Raw genomic sequence first — 24,103 nt, forward strand, 5'->3', positions numbered from 1 at the left:
AATAGCGACTGTGTTTGCAGTATTGTCAGAACGACGACATACTCATACGTTAAGAAAGTAGATGTAATGGATTTGATTCTGGGAGAAGTGTCATATGCCAACCACTAAAGAAAATAAGCCACTCGGTCTCTTGGCGTTAGCCGGACTTCAGGCATATCAAGAAGGCAAAGACGAAGAGTATATGAATGAGAAACAGATGGAGCACTTCCGTCTGATCCTCAAAGCTTGGCGTGACCAATTGCGCGAAGAAGTTGATCGCACAGTTACACACATGAAAGATGAAGCCGCAAACTTCCCTGATCCTGTGGATCGTGCAGCGCAAGAAGAAGAATTCAGCTTAGAACTGCGGACTCGTGACCGCGAGCGTAAATTGATCAAGAAAATCGAGAAAACGATTAAGCGTATTGACGATGATGATTTTGGTTTTTGCGATTCGTGCGGCATTGAAATCGGCATCCGCCGCTTGGAAGCGCGTCCAACGGCTGATTTATGCATAGATTGCAAAACGATGGCAGAGATCAAGGAAAAACAATTACAAGGCTAATGGCTGCAACCGTTAGTTGGAAAGTTAGAAAAGCTACGCGGGTTAACCCGCGTAGCTTTTTTTCTATCAGCGTATGACATCTGCATCCTACATCGGGCGATTTGCCCCATCCCCCAGTGGGGCTTTACACCTTGGTTCGTTATTCACTGCAGTGTGCAGTTACTTACACGCGCGGCAACATGCGGGTCGTTGGTTGGTTAGAATCGAAGATATTGATACCCCTCGCTGTGTGCCTGGTGCCGATGAAGCAATCTTACAGACCTTAGAAGCGCATGGCTTGATGTGGGATGACGCTGTGACCTATCAGTCCCAGCAGCTTGAATACTATCAACAGTCGCTGGCGGCCTTGGCTGATTCAATCTACGCTTGCCGCTGCTCACGCGCTCAGGTGCGAGAGCGCAATGCACAAGGCTACTATGACGGTTTTTGTCGCAATCGACATTATCCTTCTGCAGATGCAGCACTGCGTTTTTTGCAACAGCAGCCAATTGTTGAGTTCAGTGATGAACTACTGGGTAAGATTACTATCGAGGATCCGCACAGCCTTGACGACTTCATTGTCAAGCGTAAGGATGGTTTGTTTGCGTACAACTTAGTCGTGGTAGTTGATGATATTCGTCAACACATCAGTCACATTGTGCGCGGCGTTGACCTATTGGAAACAACCGCCAGTCAGCTGTCCTTATATCGCGCACTAGCTGCCCCAGCGCCGCACTACTTACACGTGCCCGTACTAAGTGCCAAACCCGGATTTAAACTGAGTAAACAAAATCATGCACCACCGGTTCAGGCAGCCAACGCAGTGAAAAATTTACACCATATTTTGCGCTTACTGGGGGCTAGATTACCCCAACGGGAAGATTTATCGTCCATATCGGCCACATTGGCTTGGGCCATTGAGCACCTTCCTAGCGATAAATGGCCGCAACAACGTGAAATTATTGTCGAAACGCCTTAAGCAGCTTATTATAGCGGGCTTTAATCGAGCATATCGGATGTCAGGAGCTCAGGCGTATCATCAGTAAAGTCATCAGCAGAGTGAAAAATGCACTCTCAAGTCAAGCGAAAACGGTTACCCGTGGGAATGCGAATGAATTGCGCCCGGTCACGATTCCACGCGCAGAACATCCAATCACGCGGTCAGAAATCAGTGACAATGCGTTAAAGGTACTGTATCGCCTGAATAAATCTGGCTTTCAGGCTTATTTGGTTGGCGGCTGTATTCGCGACATCATGCTCGGCAAACACCCTAAAGATTTCGACGTGGTTACCAACGCGACGCCTGAGCAAGTGCAAAGCCTGTTTAAAAACTGTCGCCTCATTGGTCGCCGATTTCGTCTCGCTCATATTGTTTTTGGGCGCGAAATCATTGAAGTCGCAACCTTTCGCGGTCACCATGGCAGTGACGAAGATTCTACCGACCATAGCAAGCAATCGGAACACGGCCAGCTAATGCGTGACAATGTGTTTGGCAGCATTGACGAAGATGCCCAGCGGCGTGATTTCACCATTAATGCGATGTATTACAATATTGCTGATTACAGCGTTACTGATTTTGCCGATGGTGTACGTGCAATCGAACAACGTGAAATTGAATTAATTGGCGATCCGGAAACACGCTATCGTGAAGATCCGGTACGTATGCTGCGAGCCGTGCGCTTCGCGGCTAAACTCGATATGCATATTACGCCACGAACGGGTAAGCCTATTGTCGCCTTGGCTGGTTTGCTCAGCAACATCCCACCGGCGCGCTTATTTGAAGAATATCTAAAATTATTTTTATCCGGCCAAGCCCTACAAACCTTCCGTTTATTGCTTGAGTATCGCTTGTTTTACCCGTTATTCCCTTGTTTAGAGGATGTATTAAATAATTCAGCCAGCCGAGAATATCAACTGATTGAACAGATGCTGATTAATACTGATAACCGGATCAACAATGATTTACGGGTAACTCCAGCCTTTTTGCTCGCCGCTTTTCTGTGGTATCCATTGGAAGAACGTCACCAGCAATTAATGGCCGAGTCAGGTTTGCAACCACATGATGCATTTAACATTGCCATGAATGACGTGCTCAGTGCGCAGACTCGACGTTTGATGATCCCAAAACGATTTACCACTGCAATGCGCGAAATTTGGCAACTGCAATGGCGCTTACCTAAACGCTTTGGGCGCAGGGCACAAACCCTACACAGCCATCCGCGCTTCAGAGCGGCCTATGACTTTATGTTGCTACGTGGGCAAATTGAAGGTGGGCAAGCACTAGAAGTCGCACAGTGGTGGACAGAATACCAAAGCAAGGATCCTGACGGCCGTCGTAAGATGGCGAATAGTGGTGCTAAAGGGCCACGCCGTCGCCCTTCTAAAAACCGTAAACCACGGAAACCCAAAAGCGATGTATGAACAAGTTTTTATTGGGCTCGGAAGTAACATTCCCAGTCCAGTATTTGGTCTACCTTGCCAGCAAGTGCAACAAGCCATAAGCAAAATTGCTGAACTGGAAGCAGTAGAACTGGTACGTGCATCTTCACTTTATTCAAGCTCACCGATGGGACCCAAAGACCAGGCTGATTATGTCAATGCCGTTATACACATTCGTTGCACTTGCTCCGCCGATACCCTACTTGATCAACTACAATCCATAGAGCAACTGTTTGGGCGTGAACGTAAACAAGAGCGTTGGGGGCCCAGAACCATGGATTTGGATATTCTTTTGTTTGACCAACAGCTCATCCAAACCAAGCGATTAACCGTACCTCACTACGGCCTCGCAGGACGTGAGTTTGTTCTGGTACCATTGTTTGAAGTAGCTCCCGATATGGTTATGCCTGACGGTCGACCATTGGCTACTTGGGTTGCCGACTGTTCGCTAAAAGGCTTGCGCCGGATGAGAAATGAACCAGAAGTTAAGGAGATAAGCGCGTGAAAAAGAAAACCATCGCCAGCTTACAAAAGCTGAAACAGCAAGGGGAAAAAATCACCGCGCTCACCGCTTACGATGCAAGTTTTGCCAAACTTTTTGATGACGCCGGCGTCGAGGTGATTTTGATTGGTGATTCGTTAGGCATGGTATTGCATGGCAGCGACGACACGTTAGGCGTTACAGTAGCTGATATCGCCTATCACACCCGTGCGGTCCGCGCTGGGGCCCAAAACGCTTTAGTAATCGCAGATATGCCCTTTATGAGTTACGCAACGCCTGAGGTTGCCTATCAGGCGGCAGGTAAACTCATGGCCAGTGGCGCAAGTATGGTCAAATTAGAAGGTGGCGAGTGGCTAAGCGAGACCATTCGTGGTTTGGTTGAGCGCGGCGTGCCAGTGTGTGGTCATATTGGTCTAACTCCGCAGTCCGTGCATGTCTTCGGTGGTTTTAAGGTGCAAGGCCGCGATGACAAGCAAGCGCTCGCTTTGATCCAGTCTGCGCAAGCGCTTGAAAACGCCGGAGCGCAACTTCTGGTCATTGAGTGCGTGCCGACAGAATTAGGTAAACGTATCGCACAAGCGGTCGAAATTCCGGTTATCGGGATTGGCGCAGGGGTTCACTGTGATGGGCAAATTCTCGTCATGCATGACATGTTAGGGGTCAGCGCTAACTATATGCCTAAGTTTTCCAAGAATTATCTCGCCGACAGTGCCGACATCCCATCAGCTGTCGCGCAATTTATTACTGAAGTTAAGAGTGAGCAGTTCCCAGACGCTGCGCATAGTTTCGAGTAACACTTTAAGTAAAGATTGGGTTCATTATGCAAGTCATTGAAAATATTACGTCATTAAGAGAGTTACGACGCAGCTGGCAATTAAAAGGAGAAGTTATCGCCTTCGTGCCAACAATGGGGAATTTGCATGATGGTCATTTAAAGTTGGTAAAGCGTGCCAAAGCGGAAGCCAGCATCGTGGTGGTCTCTATTTTTGTCAATCCTTTACAGTTTGGTCCAGATGAGGATCTCGATGCCTACCCCCGCACCATGCAAGCAGATTTGGCAGCGTTAGAAGCGCTCGGTGTTGACGTAGTTTTCACACCGAAAGCCAGCGATATCTACTCACGTGGACTCGAACAGCAAACCTTCGTCGAAGTTCCGGGCCTTTCCTACATGATTTGCGGTGCCAGTCGGCCCGGCCACTTCCGCGGCGTTGCCACGATTGTGTGTAAACTCTTTAATATGGTGCAACCGAATAAGGCCTTCTTCGGCGAAAAAGACTTTCAGCAGCTACAAGTCATCCGTGCCATGGTGACCGATTTATCGATGAATTTGGAGATATACGGCGTACCCACTGAGCGCGAAGAGGACGGGCTGGCCATGAGTTCGCGGAATGGCTACTTAACCCCTCAAGAGCGTGAGAAAGCGCCTTTGCTGTATCAAACCATTGCGACCCTGGCGGAACAACTCCAAGCGGGGCGTTTTGATTATTCAAACATGCTTACCACTGCTAAAGAAGCGCTAACCGCAGCTGGATTTAAACCTGATTATATAGAAATCAGAGCCGCAAGTACCTTATTGCACCCAGGGCATGAAGATAAAGAGTTGGTCATTCTCGCAGCCGCTTTCTTGGGTAAAACTCGACTCATCGATAATATTCAAGTGCGTCTTAACTAAGCATCGTTAAGCCAGGTAGTGCAGGAGTTAATTCAGGCTCTGGCACGACCTGACGACTGACACTATCAATGTCCATTCGAAACGCCTGATTAAAGCCTAAGAAGTCAAACGACTGCTCGCGCTGAGATTGATTGAAGCATGCATGCTCAATGGGAGAGGCTGAAAACATCAACATCATGCCGTGAATGACACGACTGATTTTTTCATTGTTTTCGGGTAACAAGAAAGCCGTTTTAGCCGGTAGTAAAGGCATACTTTCGCCACTGACCAAGGCAGAGATATCAGCTGCATCGCCAAGGTCACCATCAATATCGGTACACGCGGTCAAATCGTAAAAGCTGTCCATACCGTAGGCAAAGTCAGGATCGTGTAAAAACGTTTGTAGAAAATCCATCGCTTTAGCAAAACTCACAGCACCACTGACCCAAACAAGCAGAGCATTGTTTTCAGTATTGATCCGGTACAAGATTTTCGCGTCGGGCATAAGTTAATCGATTAAGCTGCTCTGGCCATAAATTAATCGCTAGACGCCTATTAGTCAAGTCAATGAAAAGTGCGATTAGCTGCGCAAATCGGATCCATAGGGCTTGCAAGCTATCGTGGTTGGTTAACCAACTACCTGCTGTTGCGGAGCAAATAATTCGGCCAGTTGCTGCCATTGAGTGCAACCTTTTGCAAGCGTTAGTTGTTCATCCAAAATGGTTTGTAAATCCGTTAACGACGTCAACGGGTTAGCCAATACAACGCGAAAGACTGTGACAGGTTGCGTAGTATATTGTTCGGTGGTTAGGCGTGTGCGGGAAACGAAAGATTTACCTGCCTCGCGTTGACGTTTTTGAATACTCACCGTTAGTTGATCCAACAAATCATGCCGTATCGCTTGTTCATGCGCCGGTAAACTCGCCTGCGCTTGCTGGACAAACTCAGGAACCACTCGATAGGTTAATAGACTTAGGGTCGGTGCTGTCACCAACTCAAAATGCGCCGAGCTATTGATCATCTGCGCAAATGCATGGGCCTTCTCGATGCTTTGATTGATCAATAATTCATAGCCTCTGCGACCCAGAATATGTAATGACGCATAGACCAACATCGCCATACCATTGCGCGACCCTTCTAGCGTAGTAGAACCTAAATCTTTGGACCCTTCACGCAAAATATATTGGGCGTGGTGGCGAACCGCATTACTATGTTCAGGATCCTTAAATAGAACCATGCCAGCCCCCATAGGGACATACATTTGTTTGTGCGCATCGAACGTTATCGAATCTGCACGCTCGATCCCTTTTAACTTATCCCGGTAACGATCAGAGAAGAGTGTTGCACCGCCCCAAGCTGCGTCAACATGGAACCAACAGCCGAGTTCTTTGGCCACATCGGCTAACTCGTCCAACGGATCTACATGGCCGGTTTCTGTAGTACCAGCAACCCCCACAATGGCTAGCAAGCGTTTATTTTGTGCTTGGTATTGTTTTCCCATCGCAAGGGCTTTTTCAGGCGACAAGGTCTGCGATAGACAATCCACGGTGACCATCTCATTGCGACCTAAACCGAGCAAATCCATTGCTTTACCTAAGGAATAGTGACCACGCTTGGAGGTTAATACGCCCACACCATCAATTGCATAGTGGCGATACGCAGCCAGTAAACCATCACGCGAAACACCTTTAAAACTGCCGTCAGGTTTGAGCAAATGATTCCGCGCAACCCACAATGCAGTAATGTTCGCAACCGTACCACCAGAACAAAAGGCACCAAGAGAATGACGCGCACTGTGTAAATGTTGCGCGTAGAATGCATCATCGCGCTGATACACTAAATTATGCATCATACCGAGCACTTGCCGTTCTAGTGGTGTAAACGCCTTTGACGTTTCAATCTTTACCAGATTTTGGTTCAACCCCACCATGAGTTTGGCGAGTGGCAAATGAAAATATGGCAACGCCGACGTCATGTGACCGATAAATGTCGGTGAATAAGTATTGACGGAATGGGCAACTAATTTGTCGAGTAGTGATTCAGCGTGAGTGGAAACAAACTCGGGAATTTCGGGTAATCGCGCGTCGGCAAAGTCTTGCTCGATTTCTTCCAATGACGTCTTTTTAGCAACCACGTGCTGAGACAAAAAATCGGCCAAATTATCAGAGATATGCTGCTCAATTTGCGCAAGCTTGGAATTCACCTGCTCGGGTTTGGTAAACACCCGTAGTAGATGACTCATACTGACTTCAGCTTTGCTCACTGACTTGCCCCCAACTGCCTCGACACAAAATACACCTAAATAACGGTGATCGCGGACTTTACCCTAGTTGGTGCCTTTTACCAAGCGATAAAGCGCGCATAAACACGTACCAAGTGTGAAATGTTCTGTTATAGTTTTAATACTGAGTATGAGGATTATTTGATCGAATGCCAATTAAAGAGGTCACGGATAGCTTTTCCCTTGACCGCATCGTTCCGTTTTTCCAACCGATTATGGATCGGCAAGCAAATAGCGTGTGGCGCTATGAGTGCCTTGCTCGCTTGATTAACGAGCAAGAGCATACCTTCCTGCCCAATGAGTTTTTGTTTATCGTTGAGCGCAATAATTGGTGTGCGCAGTTAACCGAAACCATGCTATTGCAGTGTGCACAATATTTTCGACACGTGAATATCCCCTGGAACATTAATTTAGACACCGCGGATCTGCAAAACACCCAGCTTATTCCCTTTATTCGCAATGCGCTCAACGACTACCCGAATCGACAACGCATCAGTATTGAGATCACAGCACATGCCGCTTTGCATTATGAGACTCAACTCACTGAGTTTGTGGAACAATGCGCGGCGCTGGGTATCGGCGTATTTATCGATAATTTGGGCGAAACGCCGGTGAATGTGCAACGTTTACTGACATTACCCATTAATGGCGTGAAACTCAGTGGTAAATTGATCAACCAATTTAATCAAAATAGCAGTGTGCAGGAATTTGTAGAGCACATTTGTGAATTTGCCCAACGCCAAAACGTCTGTGTGGTAGCGGAGCATATTGAACATGAAGATATGCTGCCTTTGCTGGATCAGTTATCGATTCGCTATGCCCAAGGTTTTTTGTTTAGTCGTCCCAACGCGAGTGTACAAACAACCAATTAACGCAATGCAGTGAGCTGCCAACACGCCTGCTGACTCGCAAGATATTTGCGTTCAAAAGGTGTCAGTGGTTCACCTACTTGAACCTTCTCAAGCTTACTATTGATGCCATAAAGTGCTAGAGCCTGCTGGAATTCCTCTAAAAAAATCAACCAATTGCTACGCACAAAGATATCTCCGCCCAAAGCAACAAAGTCAGGCATGCTGGGTGATGCATGCCAACGCTTCTGCACCTGTGACGGTTTTGGATAAGGATTTGGATAAAGCAGAAAATGCTTCGCTAATGTGAGCCCATGCTGTCTGGCTAAATACCAAAAATCACTCACATCAGCGCGCACAACGCAGTAGTTCTCAGTTGCGCCAGCGTAATGCTGATGCTTTGCCAAGCGCGCGGCAGATTTATCGATCCCAATAACTTTACAATCCGGATAACGTTCAGCAATTTGCGCTGTACTCTCGCCAACGCCACAGCACGCATCAAAGATTATCGGCCCACGCCAGTCTGCCAGCCAAGTTAAACATTCTTTAAAGGCTGCTGCCGTGTGCTCACTCACTGCATGTTGACGCTGCGCATGCCGATAGCGCTCAACATAGTGATCTAGCTTTTCATGCACCGTAAGCTGGGTTGTTGTGACTGAACGTGCTTGAGCATGCATAAATTAACTACGGATCCCTACACCGCGTTGTAACAGGATATACGCAACAGTAAATAACACCGCATTAAAACCGATCAACAAAGCCAGAGAAATCGTCACATCCACATCAGACTTGCCTAGAAAACCATAGCGAAAACCATTCACCATGTACACGATCGGATTCGCCTTACTGACTGTTTGCCAAAACTCCGGCAACAGCGACAATGAATAAAACACGCCGCCAAGATAGGTTAACGGTGTTAATACAAACGTGGGAATGACCGAAATATCATCAAAGGTTTTTGCATATATGGCATTAATTAAACCAGCCGTCGCAAACAACGTAGACGTAAGTAGTAAGGTCGCAATAATGACACCTAGATGCAGCAATTGCAGATCAACAAAAATCGACGCTACAATTGTCACAATAATTCCTATCAACATCGCGCGCGCTACGCCCCCTCCAACAAAACCAAAAATAATGACCCAAGTAGGCACTGGAGCAACGAGTAACTCTTCAACATTGCGCTGAAATTTAGCGCTAAAAAACGATGAGGACACATTGGAGTAACTGTTAGTAATAATTGCCATCATGATTAAACCTGGCACGATGAACTCCATATAGCTGACGCCGTCCATAGCACCAATGCGAGAGCCGATTAAACTGCCAAAAATCACAAAGTAAAGACTCATCGTGATGGCTGGCGGTACCAATGTCTGCACCCAAATCCGCAAAAATCGCGTACATTCTTTAATCCAAATAGTGCGTAAAGCAACGAAATATAAATGATTCACGCGGACTTCTCCTGTTGCTCAGCACGGCCAGATTCGACCAATCGTACAAATAACTCTTCTAAGCGATTCGCTTTGTTGCGCATACTCATAACTTGTACGCCTTGCTCAGTTAACTGCGAAAAAACGGGATTTAATCCTTCTGACTTGTGCACATCAACTTCCAAGGTATGGTCATCCACTAAGCGCGATTCATAATTAGGCAAAGAAGGCGCTTGCTCTACTGGGCTGATATCCAGCACAAAAGTCTCTACGTTTAGCGTCGCCAATAATGCTTTCATGCTGGTGTTTTCGACAATCTGCCCTTTATCAATGATGGCGATATTGCGACACAAACTCTCAGCCTCTTCAAGATAATGTGTGGTCAATATAATCGTAATGCCCTGCTGATTTATTGCCGTTAAAAATCGCCACATAGAACGACGAATTTCAATATCCACCCCTGCAGTGGGTTCGTCGAGGATCAAAATCTTTGGCTCATGCATGAGCGCGCGCGCGATCATCAAGCGCCGTTTCATACCGCCAGATAATTCACGTGCAGGCGCATCCCGTTTTTCCCACAGGTCGAGTTGTTTTAAATAGGTTTCGGCTCGCTCCCGCGCGACCGAACGAGGTACGCCATAGTAGCCCGCTTGATTCAGCATGATCTGCCATAAGGTTTCGAACTGATTGAAGTTAAACTCTTGCGGTACTAAACCAATACATGACTTTGCTTGGGTTAAATCGGTATCAATCGAATGCCCCATCACACTCACATCGCCCGCAGATTTATTCACTAACGAAGCGATGATCCCGATGGTGGTTGATTTACCTGCACCGTTTGGACCTAACAGCGCAAAAAAGTCGCCCTGTGTAACCGCTAGGTCTACGCCTTTCAACGCTTGTACGCCGCCTTTGTAGGTCTTTTTCAGGCCTTTAATATCCAGTGCTAACATAGTGTTCTCAAAAAGTGGTATCTATTACCGCAGCAGTTGCAGCAACAACATCTTTGGTATGTGCTGCCATTATGCCAAATTTCAACCATTTAGCGCAGTAGAAACCAGAATAAATAAGACCTTGTTAGCATATCGAGCGGTCTTTGCGCACTACTCCCTGAATAATGCCACGCAGGCTGCCTTCATTGTCTAAATGAAGGACAGCCATGACTGGCAGGTGCGATTCGATTGCTGCTAACTTACTGTTGAGCGGTTAACATTTTCTCCTGCGGTGCCAACATGATCACCGCTTTACGATCGAAAAAATATGACTCATACGACGAAGAGTGTTGCGCAGGTTGTTCGCCGCCAGCGTGGGTGACGACCTGAGCAGGATCTACGCCAAGATCCACGAGTTGCTGCTTAACCGCGTTAGCGCGTGCTTGGCTAAGCGCATAGTTATCATCCTGATTGCCACGCGGATCCGCATAACCAATGACCTGCATGCCAAGACCGGGCGCGTCTGTCATTAATTCGGCCAGCAAGGTCAACTGTTCGGTATAGACAGGTTCAATATTCGCCAGGCCAGTCCTAAACTGAATTGAAGTGGTTAATTCTGGCAATAATGGTTCAATGGTTGTGACCTTATTAACCGGTTGCAGCATACTCTGCTGCTGCCAGGCAATGAGGTCGTCCTGCAGAGCATGCATTGCTGCTGTTTGTTTGGCTAATTTCATTTGTGAATCAGAAAGTGCGGCTTGTTGTTCGGCATCGTTGCCGATCATCAAGCCAATGATACCACCAACTACTGCGCCAATCGGACCAGCCGCCATCCCACCCATCGCAGCTCCCGTGGCACCTCCAATCAAAACTGAAGCGTTAGATTCTGAGGTATCATTTGAAGTATCGCTTGGCGTTTCAGCGACGGCAGTGTGGGCGCTGCCTAATAGAATACACAGTGCAATTGTTGTACGTTTAAAGCCTGATTTTACTTGTGTCATAGGTTTTCCTTTAATGTTTACGATGAAGTTAATCCACCGTTATAGGAAACCATGCTCACATGCACAGGACATTGCGAAAAAATGGCAAGCTAACGTTACTTTATGACTAAATTATGGCGATAGGGTCGCCCTCTATGGTTACTAACCATTTAACCAAAAATGGACAGCAATACTCGCAGCATAACCGAGCGCAATAACGGGGGCCCAGCGCAGATGCGAGAAAAACGTGTAATAACCGCGCGCCTGTCCCATCAAGGCGACCCCAGCAGCAGAACCTATGGACAACAAACTCCCACCCACACCTGCAGTTAAGGTCACTAACAACCACTGCGACTGTGACATCTCGGGAGACATGGTCAAAACCGCAAACATCACCGGAATGTTGTCAACTACCGCCGACAAAATACCGACCAAAATGTTTGCACCCGTTGGTCCGAAGGTGCCATACATCCCTTCGGATGCAAGCGCCAAATACCCCATAAAGCCGAGCCCCCCGACAGCTAAAATTACGCCATAAAAGAAAAACAGAGTGTCCCATTCGGCGCGCGCAACTTTGGTGAAAATATCAAAGGAGTCAGGTTCATTGTGAGTACCCGGTAAGCTATCAGATTCATGATGTCCATTGCCGTAACTCACGCGTAAATAGAAACTATACAGTTTGAGATAACCAAGACCAAACATCATGCCGTAGACCGGTGGCAAGTGCAGAAAATTGTGAAAACTAACGGCCGTGACAATGGTACACAAAAATAACCCAACAATCGTCAAACCGCCGGGTTTGATGGGTGTAATCGTTGCGCCATTGCCCACCGGGCGTCCATTAGGCAAAGCGAAAGACATGATGATAGCTGGGATTATGAAATTAACTAATGCAGGAATGAATAATTGAAAAAATTCAGTAAATGACAGGATCCCTTTTTGCCATACCATCAGCGTAGTGATATCACCAAACGGGCTAAACGCCCCGCCCGCATTTGCGGCAACGACAATATTCACACAACCGATACTGATAAACCGGGCATTGTTGCTGCCGACCGCCATAATCACCGCACACATCACTAGTGCGGTAGTTAAATTATCGGCAATAGGTGAAATACAAAAGGCTAAAATCCCCGTCAGCCAAAAAATCGCCCTATAACTAAAGCCGCGTACTGTTAGCGTATCGCGCAAAGCATCAAAGACATCCCGCTCTAACATCGCATTGATATAGGTCATTGCGACCACCAAAAAGAAAAACAACTCGGCATATTCCAGAAAATTGTGCCGGATGGCTTCTTCAACCGCCGCTGACTGCCCGGTCCCAAGGTAAGCTACCGCGATGAGGATCCAAATCAAACTCGCGGCAATCAAAACGGGCTTTGACTTGCGCAAATGGATCTGCTCTTCAAAAATTACAAATAAATAGGCAAACGCAAAAATCGCGAGCGCGGCGTAACCAAAACCACTATAAACTAAGTTGAGTGGCTCCAGCGTAGCTGCAGAAGCGCTTGCAACGGCTGAATTGGCAAAGCCCGCCAACCCGCAAATAAGCAAAAATTTTAAGAACATCTGGAAACCTTTACTCCAACAAAAAATGTGGTTCAATCCAAAGGGTTGCGCCAGAGATTAATCACTTAGCGCCTTAACACCATACGACCTTGGTATTGGCAGTACAGCAATGCACGTTAGGCAGGTATTCAGTAGCTAGAACAGGACCGGAGATTAACATTAACAAAAAACGTTTATATTGTTCTGAATCATACACTTGCTATTAAACCAATCAGCTAACAAAGATGCATAGCGCTATACCCTGCGTTTACATTCAATGCGCGAATACTGGATATCAAAACATGGCATACCCTTCGTAATTACCTATTGCGACGCCATTAACCGCGTTCTAAGGGCTCGGGTAAGCGGTCGTATAAGCGCCGAGTGACGATGGTTAACCACATGATAGAGAGGCGTTTCATACAATAGCGCAACATTGGCGCTGTGCTTTTGTTGCCACGCCGTTAAGTCCATTCCCGTGGCATAAACTATATTTGTCGCGCGGCGTAAGTGAAACATATCAAGCAAGACACGATAGTTTTCGATGGTTGTGACTTGTGCCTTTATTTCTTCACCAAACAACGTGTGCAGCATGCCCTTGCCAAAAAGAGTCGCATGCACTTTTACCCGCTCATCTAACAAAATATCAGGGTCACAATCTTCTGAATGACATAATAAGTACAAATAAACGGTGGTTAACGTTATTGGAATGTGGTCAATATTCTCATATTGCTCGAACTGCGGTTTCCTCGCACCAACATCTGCATCCGTGAGACCTTTAGACAAACTGGACAAGCGCCGCTCTACTGGCAATTCCACAAATTCAATTGTAATACCCAGATCTGCGTATGCCTGTTGCACAATGATTTTATATGGCTCAATTTCATAATGTGGAGGATAACTGACGACAAATGGCTCCGCACCTGCGCGAGTACTTACCCAAAGTATTAATAAACTAATCACCACACGTAACATAAGGCATCCTTCCCTTGGTTTTGTCAGTTCTCGTTAACTGCTACTAATAACCCTAGCTGATCGACCCAAAATTGCACACGCGAACGTACGCTTTTAATGAATATTTCAATATCATGCTGAATTATGGCAGAAAAATGGAATTTCACTGCAACCGCTATTGTCACAGAGTTTTTACGGTAGACTGCGCGTTATTAACCAGCAATGAAAACTCCATGAAACGAATAGTATTGGTCGAAGATGACCCAGCTTTACGAGAAAACTACATTGAAGCATTTAGTCGCCAGGGTTATAAGGTCGTCGGCTATGACAATCGTGCTGATGCAGAAGCGGCGATAGCCATCAGGTTACCCGATTTGGCTATAATCGACATTGGCTTAAAGCATGAGCATGATGGTGGCTTCCTACTCTGCCAGACGTTACGTCAGTGGTCCTCAACCTTACCTATCATTTTTTTCACTGCCCGCGATAATGATATCGATACGGTCAGCGGGTTACGTATGGGAGCCGATGATTACATCACCAAAGATATTTCTTTGCCGCACCTTTTGGCCCGCGTGGCAGCGTTATTTAGACGCACCGATTTACTGCATGCGCCCGTCGATCAAACGTCGCTGATCGAACTTGATGATTTGCAAATAGACGCCAACCGCATGTTAGTAAAATGGCGGCAGGTTGCGGTTGATCTGACGGTGACAGAATTCTGGATGTTGTACTCGCTAGTTAAACACCCGGGTCATGTAAAAAGCCGGCAACAATTGATGGACGATTCAAAGATGGTCGTAGACGACACCACCATAACGTCGCACATTAAGCGGATCAGGCAAAAATTTGTGCAACTAGATACCGACTTTGATCGTATCGAAACGCTCTATGGAATGGGTTACCGCTGGCGCACGAGTGACTAGATGATACGCATTCCAATCCGTGCTCAGCTATTGCTAATGTCAGTATTCTTACTGGCCATCCCTTACGTCGGGTATCAATACGTGTGGGAATTAGAGTCTTATTTAAGGACTGGCCAGGAGCAAACCATGATTGGTACGGCACGAGCAATCGCCAGCGCTTTGCATGAACGCGAGGCTTTGTTTGATTCACCGGCGACTAAGCGAGAGAGCGTACGTCCAGGCACAGACCTATACGCAGTGCCGATCCGTCAAGCGATTAAGCTAGATGGTGACTTCGCAGACTGGCGTGATGCGCAACCCATTGTGCGTCATTATGACGCGCGTTATCGGATCGATGATGCGCAAGCCCCACTCGCGCAACCGGTCAGCCTTACCTTTGATCACACTGTGGGTAGTTATCAAGGCTATGTGTATGCCATGTTTGCGGTTAAGGATAATGTTTGGATCCGGCGGCCCCCTAATGCCTTGGGTATCGCTCAGAACGATCACCTTATGATTGCTATGAGTGACAACAACGGCAACATTAAACGCTACGCCATCGCCCCCCGCCAAGCCGGTTGGGTGAATGGTTTTCAACTCGCCCCAGAGGCCAACAGCTATCAAATCCTCGGCAACGAAAATCGTATACAAGGACAATGGGTTGAAACTGCAAGTGGATACAATATAGAAATCCGCTTCCCGCAAGCTATGACTGGAGGAAATTTGGCTTTCGCTTTAGTCGATGTTGACGAATCAGTCACAGCCGCGGTGGTAAGTATTATCGGTACAGCGGATCCCAACAAACAGCAAGAGCTCGGTACGATTGCGACACAGTCTGGGGCCATTGAGCGCTTGCTTACAAGTTTGCAGTACACGCGCTCGCGCGTATGGGTAGTGGACAAACATTTACGCGTACTGGCGCGCTCTGGTGACATTCAAACTGCGACAGGGATCAACGCGGGTAATCGAGCACGCAGTCAATCTTCCTGGTGGTCGCGGTTAGAAGAGCAGTGGTTGCTGCCATTGTACTATTTAGTGTTAACCCAGCCGAGCAACGACTTTATTGACGAATTAGAGAATGCATTCGCTCTGGAGGGACATGAAATTGCGCAGGCACTGCAGGGAGAAGCTAGCGCTCTATGGCGGTTAAGCCCTGACAATAAAGCTGTCATCCTGTCAGCTGCACATCCAATTTATATTGATGAACAAGTGATGGGGGCAGTTGTCGTGGAACAAACAACCCATGGGATCCGCACTTTACGGAACCGTGCGCTAGAAAAGCTGTTCCATGTCATGCTGGCGATAACCTTTGTGGCAATCGCTACAATTTTATTTTTTGCCGCGCGTATCACCACACGTATTCGCAAACTGCGAGACGCAACGGAAACGATTATTGATGACACTGGCCGCATTGTTGGTACTTTGCCTGAGGTCACCCGTTACGATGAGATTGGCGATCTTTCGGCAGCGTTTTCCAGCGTAATTACACGCTTGACCCACTACACCCAATATCTGGAGAACATGGCGTCACGTTTATCACATGAATTGCGCACCCCCGTCGCCATCGTGCGCTCTTCGTTAGATAATTTAATGACCATAGAACAGGATGAATCGCAACGCGCTTACACGCAGCGAGCATTGAGCGGAATTGAACGGTTAAGTCGTATTCTTACCCGGATGAGCGAAGCAACACGGATGGAGAGTGCCCTCGTCAGTGAGAATAAAGTCACATTTGATGCGATTGATGTCATTCGTACCTGTAGCGATAGCTATTCCGCACTCTATAATACTCATCCTTTTGAATTTACTTGCCGCATCGCGACGGTATCCCTGCATGGTATTCCTGATTTGTTCGCGCAATTGCTCGATAAAGTGGTCAATAATGCGGTTGAATTTAGCTCTCCTGACTCCCCTATCCGCATTCATGCTTGGCAAGAGCAGCAGTTTTTCTGCCTCAGTATTACCAATTACGGCAGTCAGTTACCCAGTGGTATGGAGCAAGAACTCTTTCAATCGATGGTGTCAATTCGTCCATCAGAGGTTCAGCACGATGCTGTGCACCTTGGTCTAGGCTTGTATATCGCTAGGACAATTGCGCAGTTTCACGGCGGAGAGCTTAGCATTACTAACCTTGCAGACATGAGTGGTGTATGTGTACTGGGTAAATTTAAAATTGAGCAAACTGACCAAAAACTTAACTAGAAGGCGAGGTTACCGTTGTGATAGGCGTAAAATCTCAGTTGCAGGCAAAATGATTTGAGCCAATAGACATAAAATGTAAGTGCGTACTCACTCTAGCTTAGCCAACTTGTTTCTATGGCCTGTTCGTAAAACCATGTGACCGCTTTGCCTTGGGCTGTTTTTGACTTGGCAATGTAAATCGGGATCGCTGGACGTGGTATATCGGTATATTTGATCAGCAATTTGCGCTCCTCAAGCGCTTGTTTGATTGCGTGCAAAGGCAAAAAGCCAACACCGACGCCTCGGACCTGAGCAGCAATTTTATGTGCCAAGGAACTCACGCTAATGGTTTGCCGAGCGGCAAATAAGCCCGATGAGCGCTGTGCTAACGTGCGTGATGAATCCGATACAATCACCGCCGGGAATTCTTGCACTTCGTTGGCTGCGATCGGCTCTGCAAGGTTGGCTAAAGGATGATGTGGGGCAACCGCGAAAACCCATTCAACGTCACCAATTTGCGCAATATCGTACAAACCACTGGCTACCTCACCACTCACACCGATTGCGATATCAGCACGTTGGGTATACAGCGCATCCCAACCTCCGCCAAGTACTTCTTCAACAATTTGGATATTTACCGGTTTTTGCAATTGGCAAAAGCGTTCAATCAGCCCTAACAGAGGCGTGCATGGTAACAACGAATCTAAAGCGATCGTAACTCTTGGCTCCCAGCCTGACTCGAGTTCTTTGACTTTTTCGGTTAACCGACTCGCGGCCTGCAATAGTTGCAACCCTTCATCCAGAACTAATTGACCTGCTGGCGTTAGCACTGCACGATGCCCACTGCGATCAAATAGCGCAACACCAAGCTCTTGTTCTAGCTTGCTAACAGTATAAGTAAGTGCTGAAGGTACTTTGAATAATGCGTCGGCAGCGGCTGCAAACGAGCCCTTCTCTTGTATAGTCTTCAGCACCATAAGTGCGTCGAGGTTGATAGGATTAGGCATGCGAGCACCGAACAGGTTCGTTAATTGGAGTATGGCGAATTCAAGGGCTGGTGGCAATTGCCACCGGCCCAATTCAACTAGGGTAAATCAAAGAGTAATGCTGTAGTTGCATTATCTGAGTGGCGTGTTAATCCAAGCTCCGATTGATTACTTATATGAACTGCATCACCCGAGGTTAGCAAGTACCCACCAACATAAAGCTCTCCGGTCATAACATGAAGATAGTAATTCCGCTGCTGGGCTAGCGTCATCGTTAAATTATCTGTCTCGGTCAAATTAATATGACTTAAACTTGCGTCCTGTTTTATTCGCAGAGTTCCATTATTGCCGTCAGGTGTAACTACCAAGGTTTGCGCTGAGGTTAAATCAAACCGCTTTTGTTGGTAGCCAGGTTGCCCACCACGCTCATTGGGTTGGATCCAAATCTGCAAAAACGACAACGGAGCAGTCGTTGATGCGTTAAATTCACTGTGCGTGATCCCATTGCCAGCTGACATTAATTGAAACTCGCCTGCGGGCAGTAACTGCTCATTACCTTCGCTGTCTTTGTGCACCATTGCCCCTTCAGTGACTAAACTGATAATTTCCATATGGCTATGCCCGTGGGTGCCAAATCCTGCACCTGGCGCAACCCTATCATCATTGATAACGCGTAATGCTGAAACGCCCATATGTTGAGGATCGTAATATTGCCCAAATGAAAATGTATGCCGGCTATCAAGCCAACCGAAGTTGGCTCGACCACGGGCGTCAGATCGTCTGACGGTAAACATATTCCCCCTCCTTATGCATTGCTGCTTAGACGTTGCGCTACTACAGTGTCGAGTGCGAATCGACCAGCGCCGGAAACCATCAAGGCCACTGATATAGCGAATAAACTCAAACCGAATTCATAGCCATTGTTGGCCATAAATAATCCGTTCTCTAAATGCACTGACACAATCGCAACCAGCATAGTTACTGCCAAAACTAATGCGGTAGGCCTTGTCAGCAAGCCAAGGATCAAGAACAAACCGCCGAAGAACTCAGCGCTACCGGCCATCAAAGCCATAAGGTACCCAGGCTCTAAACCGATAGAAGCCATCCACTGCCCTGTACCCTCGAGCCCATAGCCGCCAAACCAGCCAAATAGTTTTTGCGCCCCGTGGGCCGCGAAGATAACCCCGGCTGATAGGCGTAATGCGACTGGGGCCAATGAAGGTTGTGAGGTAAATAAAGTTGTTAATTGAGTCATGTCTATCTCCAGAAGTTCAAACAATTTAATTAAATAAAATCCAGTGAAGTTATTATTGGCTTTGACTAAGGAATTAGATAGCGGAACATTTGCAACAACACATTCAAATATTTTGAATGATGGAGATCGCAGCTTTCTCTCTCAACACCTGCACACAAGTCCTTAGTCCGATGCAAACTGTTCGTGAGTAAACTATTGAGCAACGACATAATGTATTAACAATAAAAGTGATATTACTGGCGGTTGATCTTTGCTGAACTACTATCATTATCTATAACTCAAGAAAGTAAATAATTAAGCAGCGAGGGCTTATGCAAACAATTGGTTACGCAGCACACTCTTCAGATGCACATATGGTGCCCTATCATTTTGAGCGACGCGCATTACGTGACAATGATGTCGCAATTGAAATTCTTTACAGTGGGATTTGCCACTCCGATTTGCATACCGTGAATGGCGATTGGGGCGATCAACACTATCCGCTAGTTCCTGGCCATGAAATTGTTGGTCGAGTCATTGATGTTGGTCCAGCGGTTAATAATTACAACGTCGGTGACTCGGTGGCTGTTGGTTGCATGGTAGATAGTTGTCAAGAATGCGACCAATGCCATAATCACGAAGAACAGTATTGCCGCAATGGAATGACACCCACTTACGGTGCACCCGATCGCATTTCCGGTGAAATCACGCAAGGCGGTTACTCTAAGCATATCGTCGTTCGCGAGGAGTTTGTTCTGAGCGTGCCTGACGCTCTGGATATGAGCAGAGCCGCGCCCATCCTGTGTGCAGGTATTACTACCTACTCGCCCTTGCGCACTTGGGGCGTAAAGTCAGGCTCACGAGTGGGTGTGATTGGACTCGGTGGGCTCGGGCACATGGCGGTTAAATTAGCCGCGGCAATGGGTGCCGAAGTTACCGTTATCAGTCGTTCGGACGCCAAGTCAGCTGAAGCCAAGCAGAGCGGCGCTAAGGGAGTACTGGTGTCTACCGATAAGGCAGCCATGAAAGCAGCTACGGCATCATTTGACCTGATCCTCGACACCGTGCCAGTGAAACACAATGTTGACGACTATACACCGTTGTTAGACGTTGATGGTACGCTGGTTATTGTTGGTCAAGTCGGACCAATGGAAGAGTCTATGACGATACCTTTAATTATGGGGCGTAGACGCGTTGCAGGCTCACTGATTGGTGGTATTAAAGAAACTCAAGAAGTCTTGGATTTTTGTGCCGAACATAATATTCATCCAGAATGTAAAACCATTCGGGCTGACGAAATCAACGCTGCATTTGCCCATCTTAGCAAAGGAGATGTCGCTCACCGTTTCGTTATCGACATGGCCTCATTAGCCGTTGAGAGCTAAATAACCATTGGTTGAGGCAGGCACTACGCCTGCTTTGGCCGCTGGAGTTGCTTACCAATTGGTCAGTATTATTGTGCTCGAAACGTTAACTTTCGGGGTCAGCGACTGATTGCGCGTCAGCCAGACGCTTCTCTTGGCGTTTGGATACAATCCGTGCAAGCCGCTTCATACTGACGGTATTGTCCTTTTCATCAATAATGTCCACGCCTAGGAGTTTCTCCAGCAAATCTTCTAAGGTCAAAATACCCACAAGACCACCGTATTCGTCTACAACCAAAAGCATATGCACATGATTATCAATAAAATGATTAAACGTGGTTGATAGCGGCATTGTATCGAGCAAAGTTACCAAGGGTTTCACATACTCATACAAAGATTTTGTGCCATTACCCCGCGCTTGTGCAACAAGCAAATCAGAGCGCATGACATAGCCCGTGATTTTCTCACTATCGTTGTCTTCATACACAGGGATCCGCGAAAACTCAATATTGCTATGCTTGTGAAAAAAGGCTTCAACGCTGGTATTCTCATCCACTGAAAAGATGCGTGTGCGGTGGGTGATCGCGTCTCTCACCCTGAGACTGTGTAAATTCAGCACATTTTGTACGAAGGCCACTTCTTGTGTCGCTAGCTGCCCTTCCTCGGCAGACAATTTGGCCATCATTTGTAGTTCCATGCGGTTCAGACCGCGTAATGGGCTATCTTCTTTAAATCCTTTGGTTAGCCACTCTGACATTTTTACGAAGGGATAAAGCACCATGATTAAATACTTTAAGAAATAAGCCGTCGCTGGTGCCAGTTGCCGCCAAAAAGTTGCCCCCAATGTCTTCGGGATAATTTCGGAAAATACCAATATGAGCAAGGTTAAAACTGCAGAAATGACGCCAAGATAGGCATCACCGAACACTGCGGCAGCTTGCGCACCGGCGCCGGCAGCTCCCATGGTGTGCGCAATAGTATTCAGGGTAAGTATTGCTGCCAACGGTTGATTGATATTACTGGATAAGCCCTCTAACAACTTGCCGGAAGGCTTACCACGATGTTTCAGTGACGAAATATACGCCGGTGAAATACTCAAAATTACGGCTTCAGCAATGGAACATAAAAAAGAAAAACCCAATGCAATCAGAACATAAACGGTAAGCAGAAACATAGAAATGACCAGAGATACTCGGACCGTCATTATGCAATACTCAACAGCATCTTCAAGCTAAATCAGGGCATAATACCCATAGCGCAACATAGGCTAGGCAATCAGTGGGAAATTCGCTAAAGTCTGCATACAAGGACACCTCAAAATTATGGATATGCGGCACTACATTCCCATCGTTATCAGTTTATTCTTTTGCTTAGTCGGTTTCACTCATGCCGAGGAGCCGCTCGTTACTGCATATGGCTCGTTACCCGAAGTAAAGGCAATGAAGATATCCCCCTCCGGCGCCAAACTGGCTTTTTTACAACGCACCAAAGATAACTATGCTTTGGTAGTCCAGTCGCTTACAGATAATGCGCAAAAACCCATTGTTTTTGCCGTCAATGAAGGACACATTCGAGAACTGAGATGGGTGGCAGACGACCGGGTTATGGTCATGATTAGCGTGCCGTATCATCACGCTCCGGCACAAATGTGGTATACCTTTTTCCGTACTGCATTAGTTAACACGACTAATGGTGAAGCGATATTCCCTTTCAGTAGCGAACGCTATCGGTACAATACCAGTAGCATGCGACTCGAGCACACTCTACCAAGCGACGCAAATCACATCTTTGTGTCGAATACTTACCGTGCCAATTTAGATGCCCCGCGTAGCGAGGGATTATTTAAACTTAACGTATTAAGCGGCGACACTGAACTTATCGAGTCGGTATTCATGCCGAATGATAATGCAGCATCTTGGATTTTCAGCGATCAAGGTGATTATCTAGGTTATCAACAGTACAGCGACATATCACAACGTTGGCAAACATTCTGGAAAGATGCGGATGGCTCAGGCTATACAGAGGTCGCGTATTCTCCGGAAAAAGAATTCGGCGTACCCCAAGTACTCGCTGTTAAAGGCGAAACAGCATACGTCAGATGGACAACATCAAACGGTGTTTGGGGTCTTTATGGTACTCCCACAGATGATCTTCAGGCTCAGCGCAACGTGCTGCTTCGATTCAGTGAACATGACCTCGATAATGACTTCTATCAAGATTTGCACACCGGTGCCCTCCTCGGTGCGACAGTAATCCGCGACGTCTACGAACAACACTTTGTGTTTGATGAGGAACTTGCCGGCATTTACCGTTCTTTGCAAGCAACGTTTGAGCATGCACAGGTAGAAATCCTTAGTTATTCTCGCGATCGTCAATTGTTTACCGTAGTGGTCAGTGGCAGTGGTCTAGCTCCAAATTACTATTTGTTCGATAGAGGTGCGGGAGAAATTGCCTTACTGGGTGAAGAATACCCCCTTTTGACTGAACGTCAGCACCAACAAAGCGAAGTTTTCACCTTCACGGCATCTGACGGATTGGTGACCCCGGGCTATCTAACGCTGCCTAAACATTCTGACACCAAGCCCGAGCTGATCGTCTTGCCACATGGTGGTCCGCATTCCCGTGATGATGCGGACTTTGATTGGATCCGTGACTTTTTCGTGGCGAATGGGTATGCCGTCTATCAGCCGAATTTTCGAGGCTCCTCTGGCTATGGCTATAAATTTCTCGATGCTGGCTATGGCCAATGGGGAAGACGGATGCAACAAGATGTGTATGAGGGCACGCAAGCGGTATTAGCCAGTGATCGAGTCGCTCAGCGCAAGCCTTGTATTGTTGGTCATAGTTATGGCGGCTACGTTGCCATGTTAGCAGCAACTGAAGCCCAACAGCAGTTTCGCTGTGCAGTCTCTTCGGCCGGTGTGTCTAACATGAAGCAACTGTTAGATGAAGAGACTATTCTCTTCGCTGGCAATGATGGATGGGAGCGTAATACACATGCACAGCAATATTATGCCGGCGAAATTACGACGACCAATTTGGCCGCTATTTCACCCCATGAACGAGCAGACCAAAAAACGTTGCCATTACTTATGTTTCACGGCAAGCGTGATACGGTGGTACGTTATAAACATTCTGAACGGATGTACGCAAAATTATTGGATAGCGGGAATACACAAGCAGTCTTGTTGCCGGCGAATGGCTCTGATCACTGGTTCACTCAGGCGCAAACACGCAAAGTCTTTCTGAGTGATTCTTTGTACTTCATACAAACGCGATAATGATTAATTGGCCACACCGATAATGGTGTTAAAGGTAGCGGCTCTGGCGACAAGATTAAACCAA

Annotated in this window: 23 protein-coding genes; 11 read left to right on the plus strand and 12 right to left on the minus strand. The window is 47.0% G+C overall.

Annotated features, from left to right (window positions below):
* The first annotated feature begins 94 nt into the window (after positions 1-94).
* The 6 genes from dksA to panC all read left to right on the plus strand — a co-directional run bounded on the left by dksA (position 95) and on the right by panC (position 5,136).
* The gene (gene dksA / locus AC121Z_RS15245; RefSeq protein ID WP_498125049.1) at positions 95-544 is read left to right on the plus strand and encodes an RNA polymerase-binding protein DksA; all 450 of its coding nucleotides are present in this window, start codon (positions 95-97) and stop codon (positions 542-544) included.
* A 73-nt stretch (positions 545-617) separates the two neighbouring features.
* Complete coding sequence (gene gluQRS / locus AC121Z_RS15250) at positions 618-1,502, plus strand: tRNA glutamyl-Q(34) synthetase GluQRS (protein ID WP_498125051.1); 885 nt, start codon at positions 618-620, stop codon at positions 1,500-1,502.
* A 152-nt stretch (positions 1,503-1,654) separates the two neighbouring features.
* Positions 1,655-2,944 carry a polynucleotide adenylyltransferase PcnB gene (gene pcnB / locus AC121Z_RS15255; protein WP_498128275.1) on the plus strand — a complete coding sequence of 430 codons (1,290 nt, stop codon included), beginning with the start codon at positions 1,655-1,657 and terminating at the stop codon, positions 2,942-2,944.
* The gene (folK, locus tag AC121Z_RS15260; RefSeq protein WP_498125052.1) at positions 2,937-3,467 is read left to right on the plus strand and encodes a 2-amino-4-hydroxy-6-hydroxymethyldihydropteridine diphosphokinase; all 531 of its coding nucleotides are present in this window, start codon (positions 2,937-2,939) and stop codon (positions 3,465-3,467) included. Before pcnB ends, folK begins: the two co-directional genes overlap by 8 nt.
* The gene (panB, locus tag AC121Z_RS15265) at positions 3,464-4,258 is read left to right on the plus strand and encodes a 3-methyl-2-oxobutanoate hydroxymethyltransferase (RefSeq protein ID WP_498125054.1); all 795 of its coding nucleotides are present in this window, start codon (positions 3,464-3,466) and stop codon (positions 4,256-4,258) included. The genes folK and panB overlap by 4 nt, the downstream gene beginning before the upstream one ends.
* Positions 4,259-4,284: 26 nt before the next feature.
* The gene (panC, locus tag AC121Z_RS15270; RefSeq protein ID WP_498125055.1) at positions 4,285-5,136 is read left to right on the plus strand and encodes a pantoate--beta-alanine ligase; all 852 of its coding nucleotides are present in this window, start codon (positions 4,285-4,287) and stop codon (positions 5,134-5,136) included.
* On the opposite strand, the gene AC121Z_RS15275 is transcribed toward panC, so the two are convergent.
* The gene (locus AC121Z_RS15275; protein ID WP_498125056.1) at positions 5,129-5,620 is read right to left on the minus strand and encodes a hypothetical protein; all 492 of its coding nucleotides are present in this window, start codon (positions 5,618-5,620) and stop codon (positions 5,129-5,131) included. The two genes, panC and AC121Z_RS15275, sit on opposite strands and share 8 nt — an antisense overlap.
* Before the next feature lie 123 nt (positions 5,621-5,743).
* A complete protein-coding gene (panP, locus tag AC121Z_RS15280) occupies positions 5,744-7,378 on the minus strand; it encodes a pyridoxal-dependent aspartate 1-decarboxylase PanP (RefSeq protein ID WP_498125058.1) in 1,635 nt (544 codons plus the stop codon).
* 167 nt (positions 7,379-7,545) lie between these two features.
* Here panP and AC121Z_RS15285 point away from each other — a divergent pair, with 167 nt between their 5' ends.
* Entirely contained in the window at positions 7,546-8,268 is a 723-nt protein-coding gene (locus AC121Z_RS15285) for an EAL domain-containing protein (RefSeq protein ID WP_498125060.1), read from the plus strand.
* On the opposite strand, the gene trmB is transcribed toward AC121Z_RS15285, so the two are convergent.
* The 6 genes from trmB to AC121Z_RS15315 form a co-directional block, all read right to left on the minus strand.
* Complete coding sequence (gene trmB / locus AC121Z_RS15290; protein WP_498125061.1) at positions 8,265-8,921, minus strand: tRNA (guanine(46)-N(7))-methyltransferase TrmB; 657 nt, start codon at positions 8,919-8,921, stop codon at positions 8,265-8,267. The two genes, AC121Z_RS15285 and trmB, sit on opposite strands and share 4 nt — an antisense overlap.
* 3 nt (positions 8,922-8,924) lie before the next feature.
* Positions 8,925-9,695: an ABC transporter permease gene (locus AC121Z_RS15295; protein ID WP_498125063.1), complete on the minus strand. Its 771-nt coding sequence runs from the start codon at positions 9,693-9,695 to the stop codon at positions 8,925-8,927.
* Positions 9,692-10,627 carry an ABC transporter ATP-binding protein gene (locus AC121Z_RS15300; protein ID WP_498125065.1) on the minus strand — a complete coding sequence of 312 codons (936 nt, stop codon included), beginning with the start codon at positions 10,625-10,627 and terminating at the stop codon, positions 9,692-9,694. Before AC121Z_RS15300 ends, AC121Z_RS15295 begins: the two co-directional genes overlap by 4 nt.
* A 239-nt stretch (positions 10,628-10,866) precedes the next feature.
* The gene (pdsO, locus tag AC121Z_RS15305) at positions 10,867-11,607 is read right to left on the minus strand and encodes a sortase-associated OmpA-like protein PdsO (RefSeq protein ID WP_498125067.1); all 741 of its coding nucleotides are present in this window, start codon (positions 11,605-11,607) and stop codon (positions 10,867-10,869) included.
* Positions 11,608-11,748: 141 nt separating this feature from the next.
* Positions 11,749-13,155, minus strand: a complete 1,407-nt coding sequence (gene nhaD, locus AC121Z_RS15310) for a sodium:proton antiporter NhaD (protein ID WP_498125068.1) — start codon at positions 13,153-13,155, stop codon at positions 11,749-11,751.
* 303 nt (positions 13,156-13,458) lie between these two features.
* Positions 13,459-14,109: a hypothetical protein gene (locus tag AC121Z_RS15315; RefSeq protein ID WP_498125070.1), complete on the minus strand. Its 651-nt coding sequence runs from the start codon at positions 14,107-14,109 to the stop codon at positions 13,459-13,461.
* 212 nt (positions 14,110-14,321) lie between these two features.
* Between AC121Z_RS15315 and pdsR the strand changes: the two genes are divergently transcribed.
* A complete protein-coding gene (pdsR, locus tag AC121Z_RS15320; RefSeq protein ID WP_498125072.1) occupies positions 14,322-15,014 on the plus strand; it encodes a proteobacterial dedicated sortase system response regulator in 693 nt (230 codons plus the stop codon).
* A complete protein-coding gene (gene pdsS / locus AC121Z_RS15325; RefSeq protein ID WP_498125074.1) occupies positions 15,015-17,195 on the plus strand; it encodes a proteobacterial dedicated sortase system histidine kinase in 2,181 nt (726 codons plus the stop codon).
* A gap of 92 nt (positions 17,196-17,287) precedes the next feature.
* Here pdsS and AC121Z_RS15330 read toward each other — a convergent pair whose 3' ends face one another.
* From AC121Z_RS15330 to AC121Z_RS15340, 3 genes are all read right to left on the minus strand, one after another.
* Positions 17,288-18,181, minus strand: a complete 894-nt coding sequence (locus tag AC121Z_RS15330) for a LysR substrate-binding domain-containing protein (RefSeq protein WP_498125075.1) — start codon at positions 18,179-18,181, stop codon at positions 17,288-17,290.
* Positions 18,182-18,258: 77 nt separating this feature from the next.
* Positions 18,259-18,954, minus strand: coding sequence for a pirin family protein (locus tag AC121Z_RS15335; protein ID WP_498125077.1), 696 nt, complete (start codon positions 18,952-18,954; stop codon positions 18,259-18,261).
* 11 nt (positions 18,955-18,965) lie between these two features.
* On the minus strand, positions 18,966-19,415 hold the full coding sequence (locus AC121Z_RS15340; RefSeq protein WP_498125079.1) for a DoxX family protein: 450 nt from the start codon (positions 19,413-19,415) through the stop codon (positions 18,966-18,968).
* Between the two features lie 311 nt (positions 19,416-19,726).
* On the opposite strand from AC121Z_RS15340, the gene AC121Z_RS15345 reads away from it, so the two are divergent.
* Positions 19,727-20,779 (plus strand): NAD(P)-dependent alcohol dehydrogenase, encoded by a 1,053-nt coding sequence (locus tag AC121Z_RS15345; protein ID WP_498125081.1) that lies wholly within the window; start codon positions 19,727-19,729, stop codon positions 20,777-20,779.
* An 85-nt stretch (positions 20,780-20,864) separates the two neighbouring features.
* On the opposite strand, the gene AC121Z_RS15350 is transcribed toward AC121Z_RS15345, so the two are convergent.
* Positions 20,865-21,932: a CNNM domain-containing protein gene (locus AC121Z_RS15350; RefSeq protein WP_498128277.1), complete on the minus strand. Its 1,068-nt coding sequence runs from the start codon at positions 21,930-21,932 to the stop codon at positions 20,865-20,867.
* Between the two features lie 148 nt (positions 21,933-22,080).
* Between AC121Z_RS15350 and AC121Z_RS15355 the strand changes: the two genes are divergently transcribed.
* Positions 22,081-24,039, plus strand: coding sequence for an alpha/beta hydrolase family protein (locus tag AC121Z_RS15355; protein ID WP_498125083.1), 1,959 nt, complete (start codon positions 22,081-22,083; stop codon positions 24,037-24,039).
* Positions 24,040-24,103 lie beyond the last annotated feature (64 nt).

Source organism: Alteromonas sp. DYW1 (assembly GCF_059752595.1).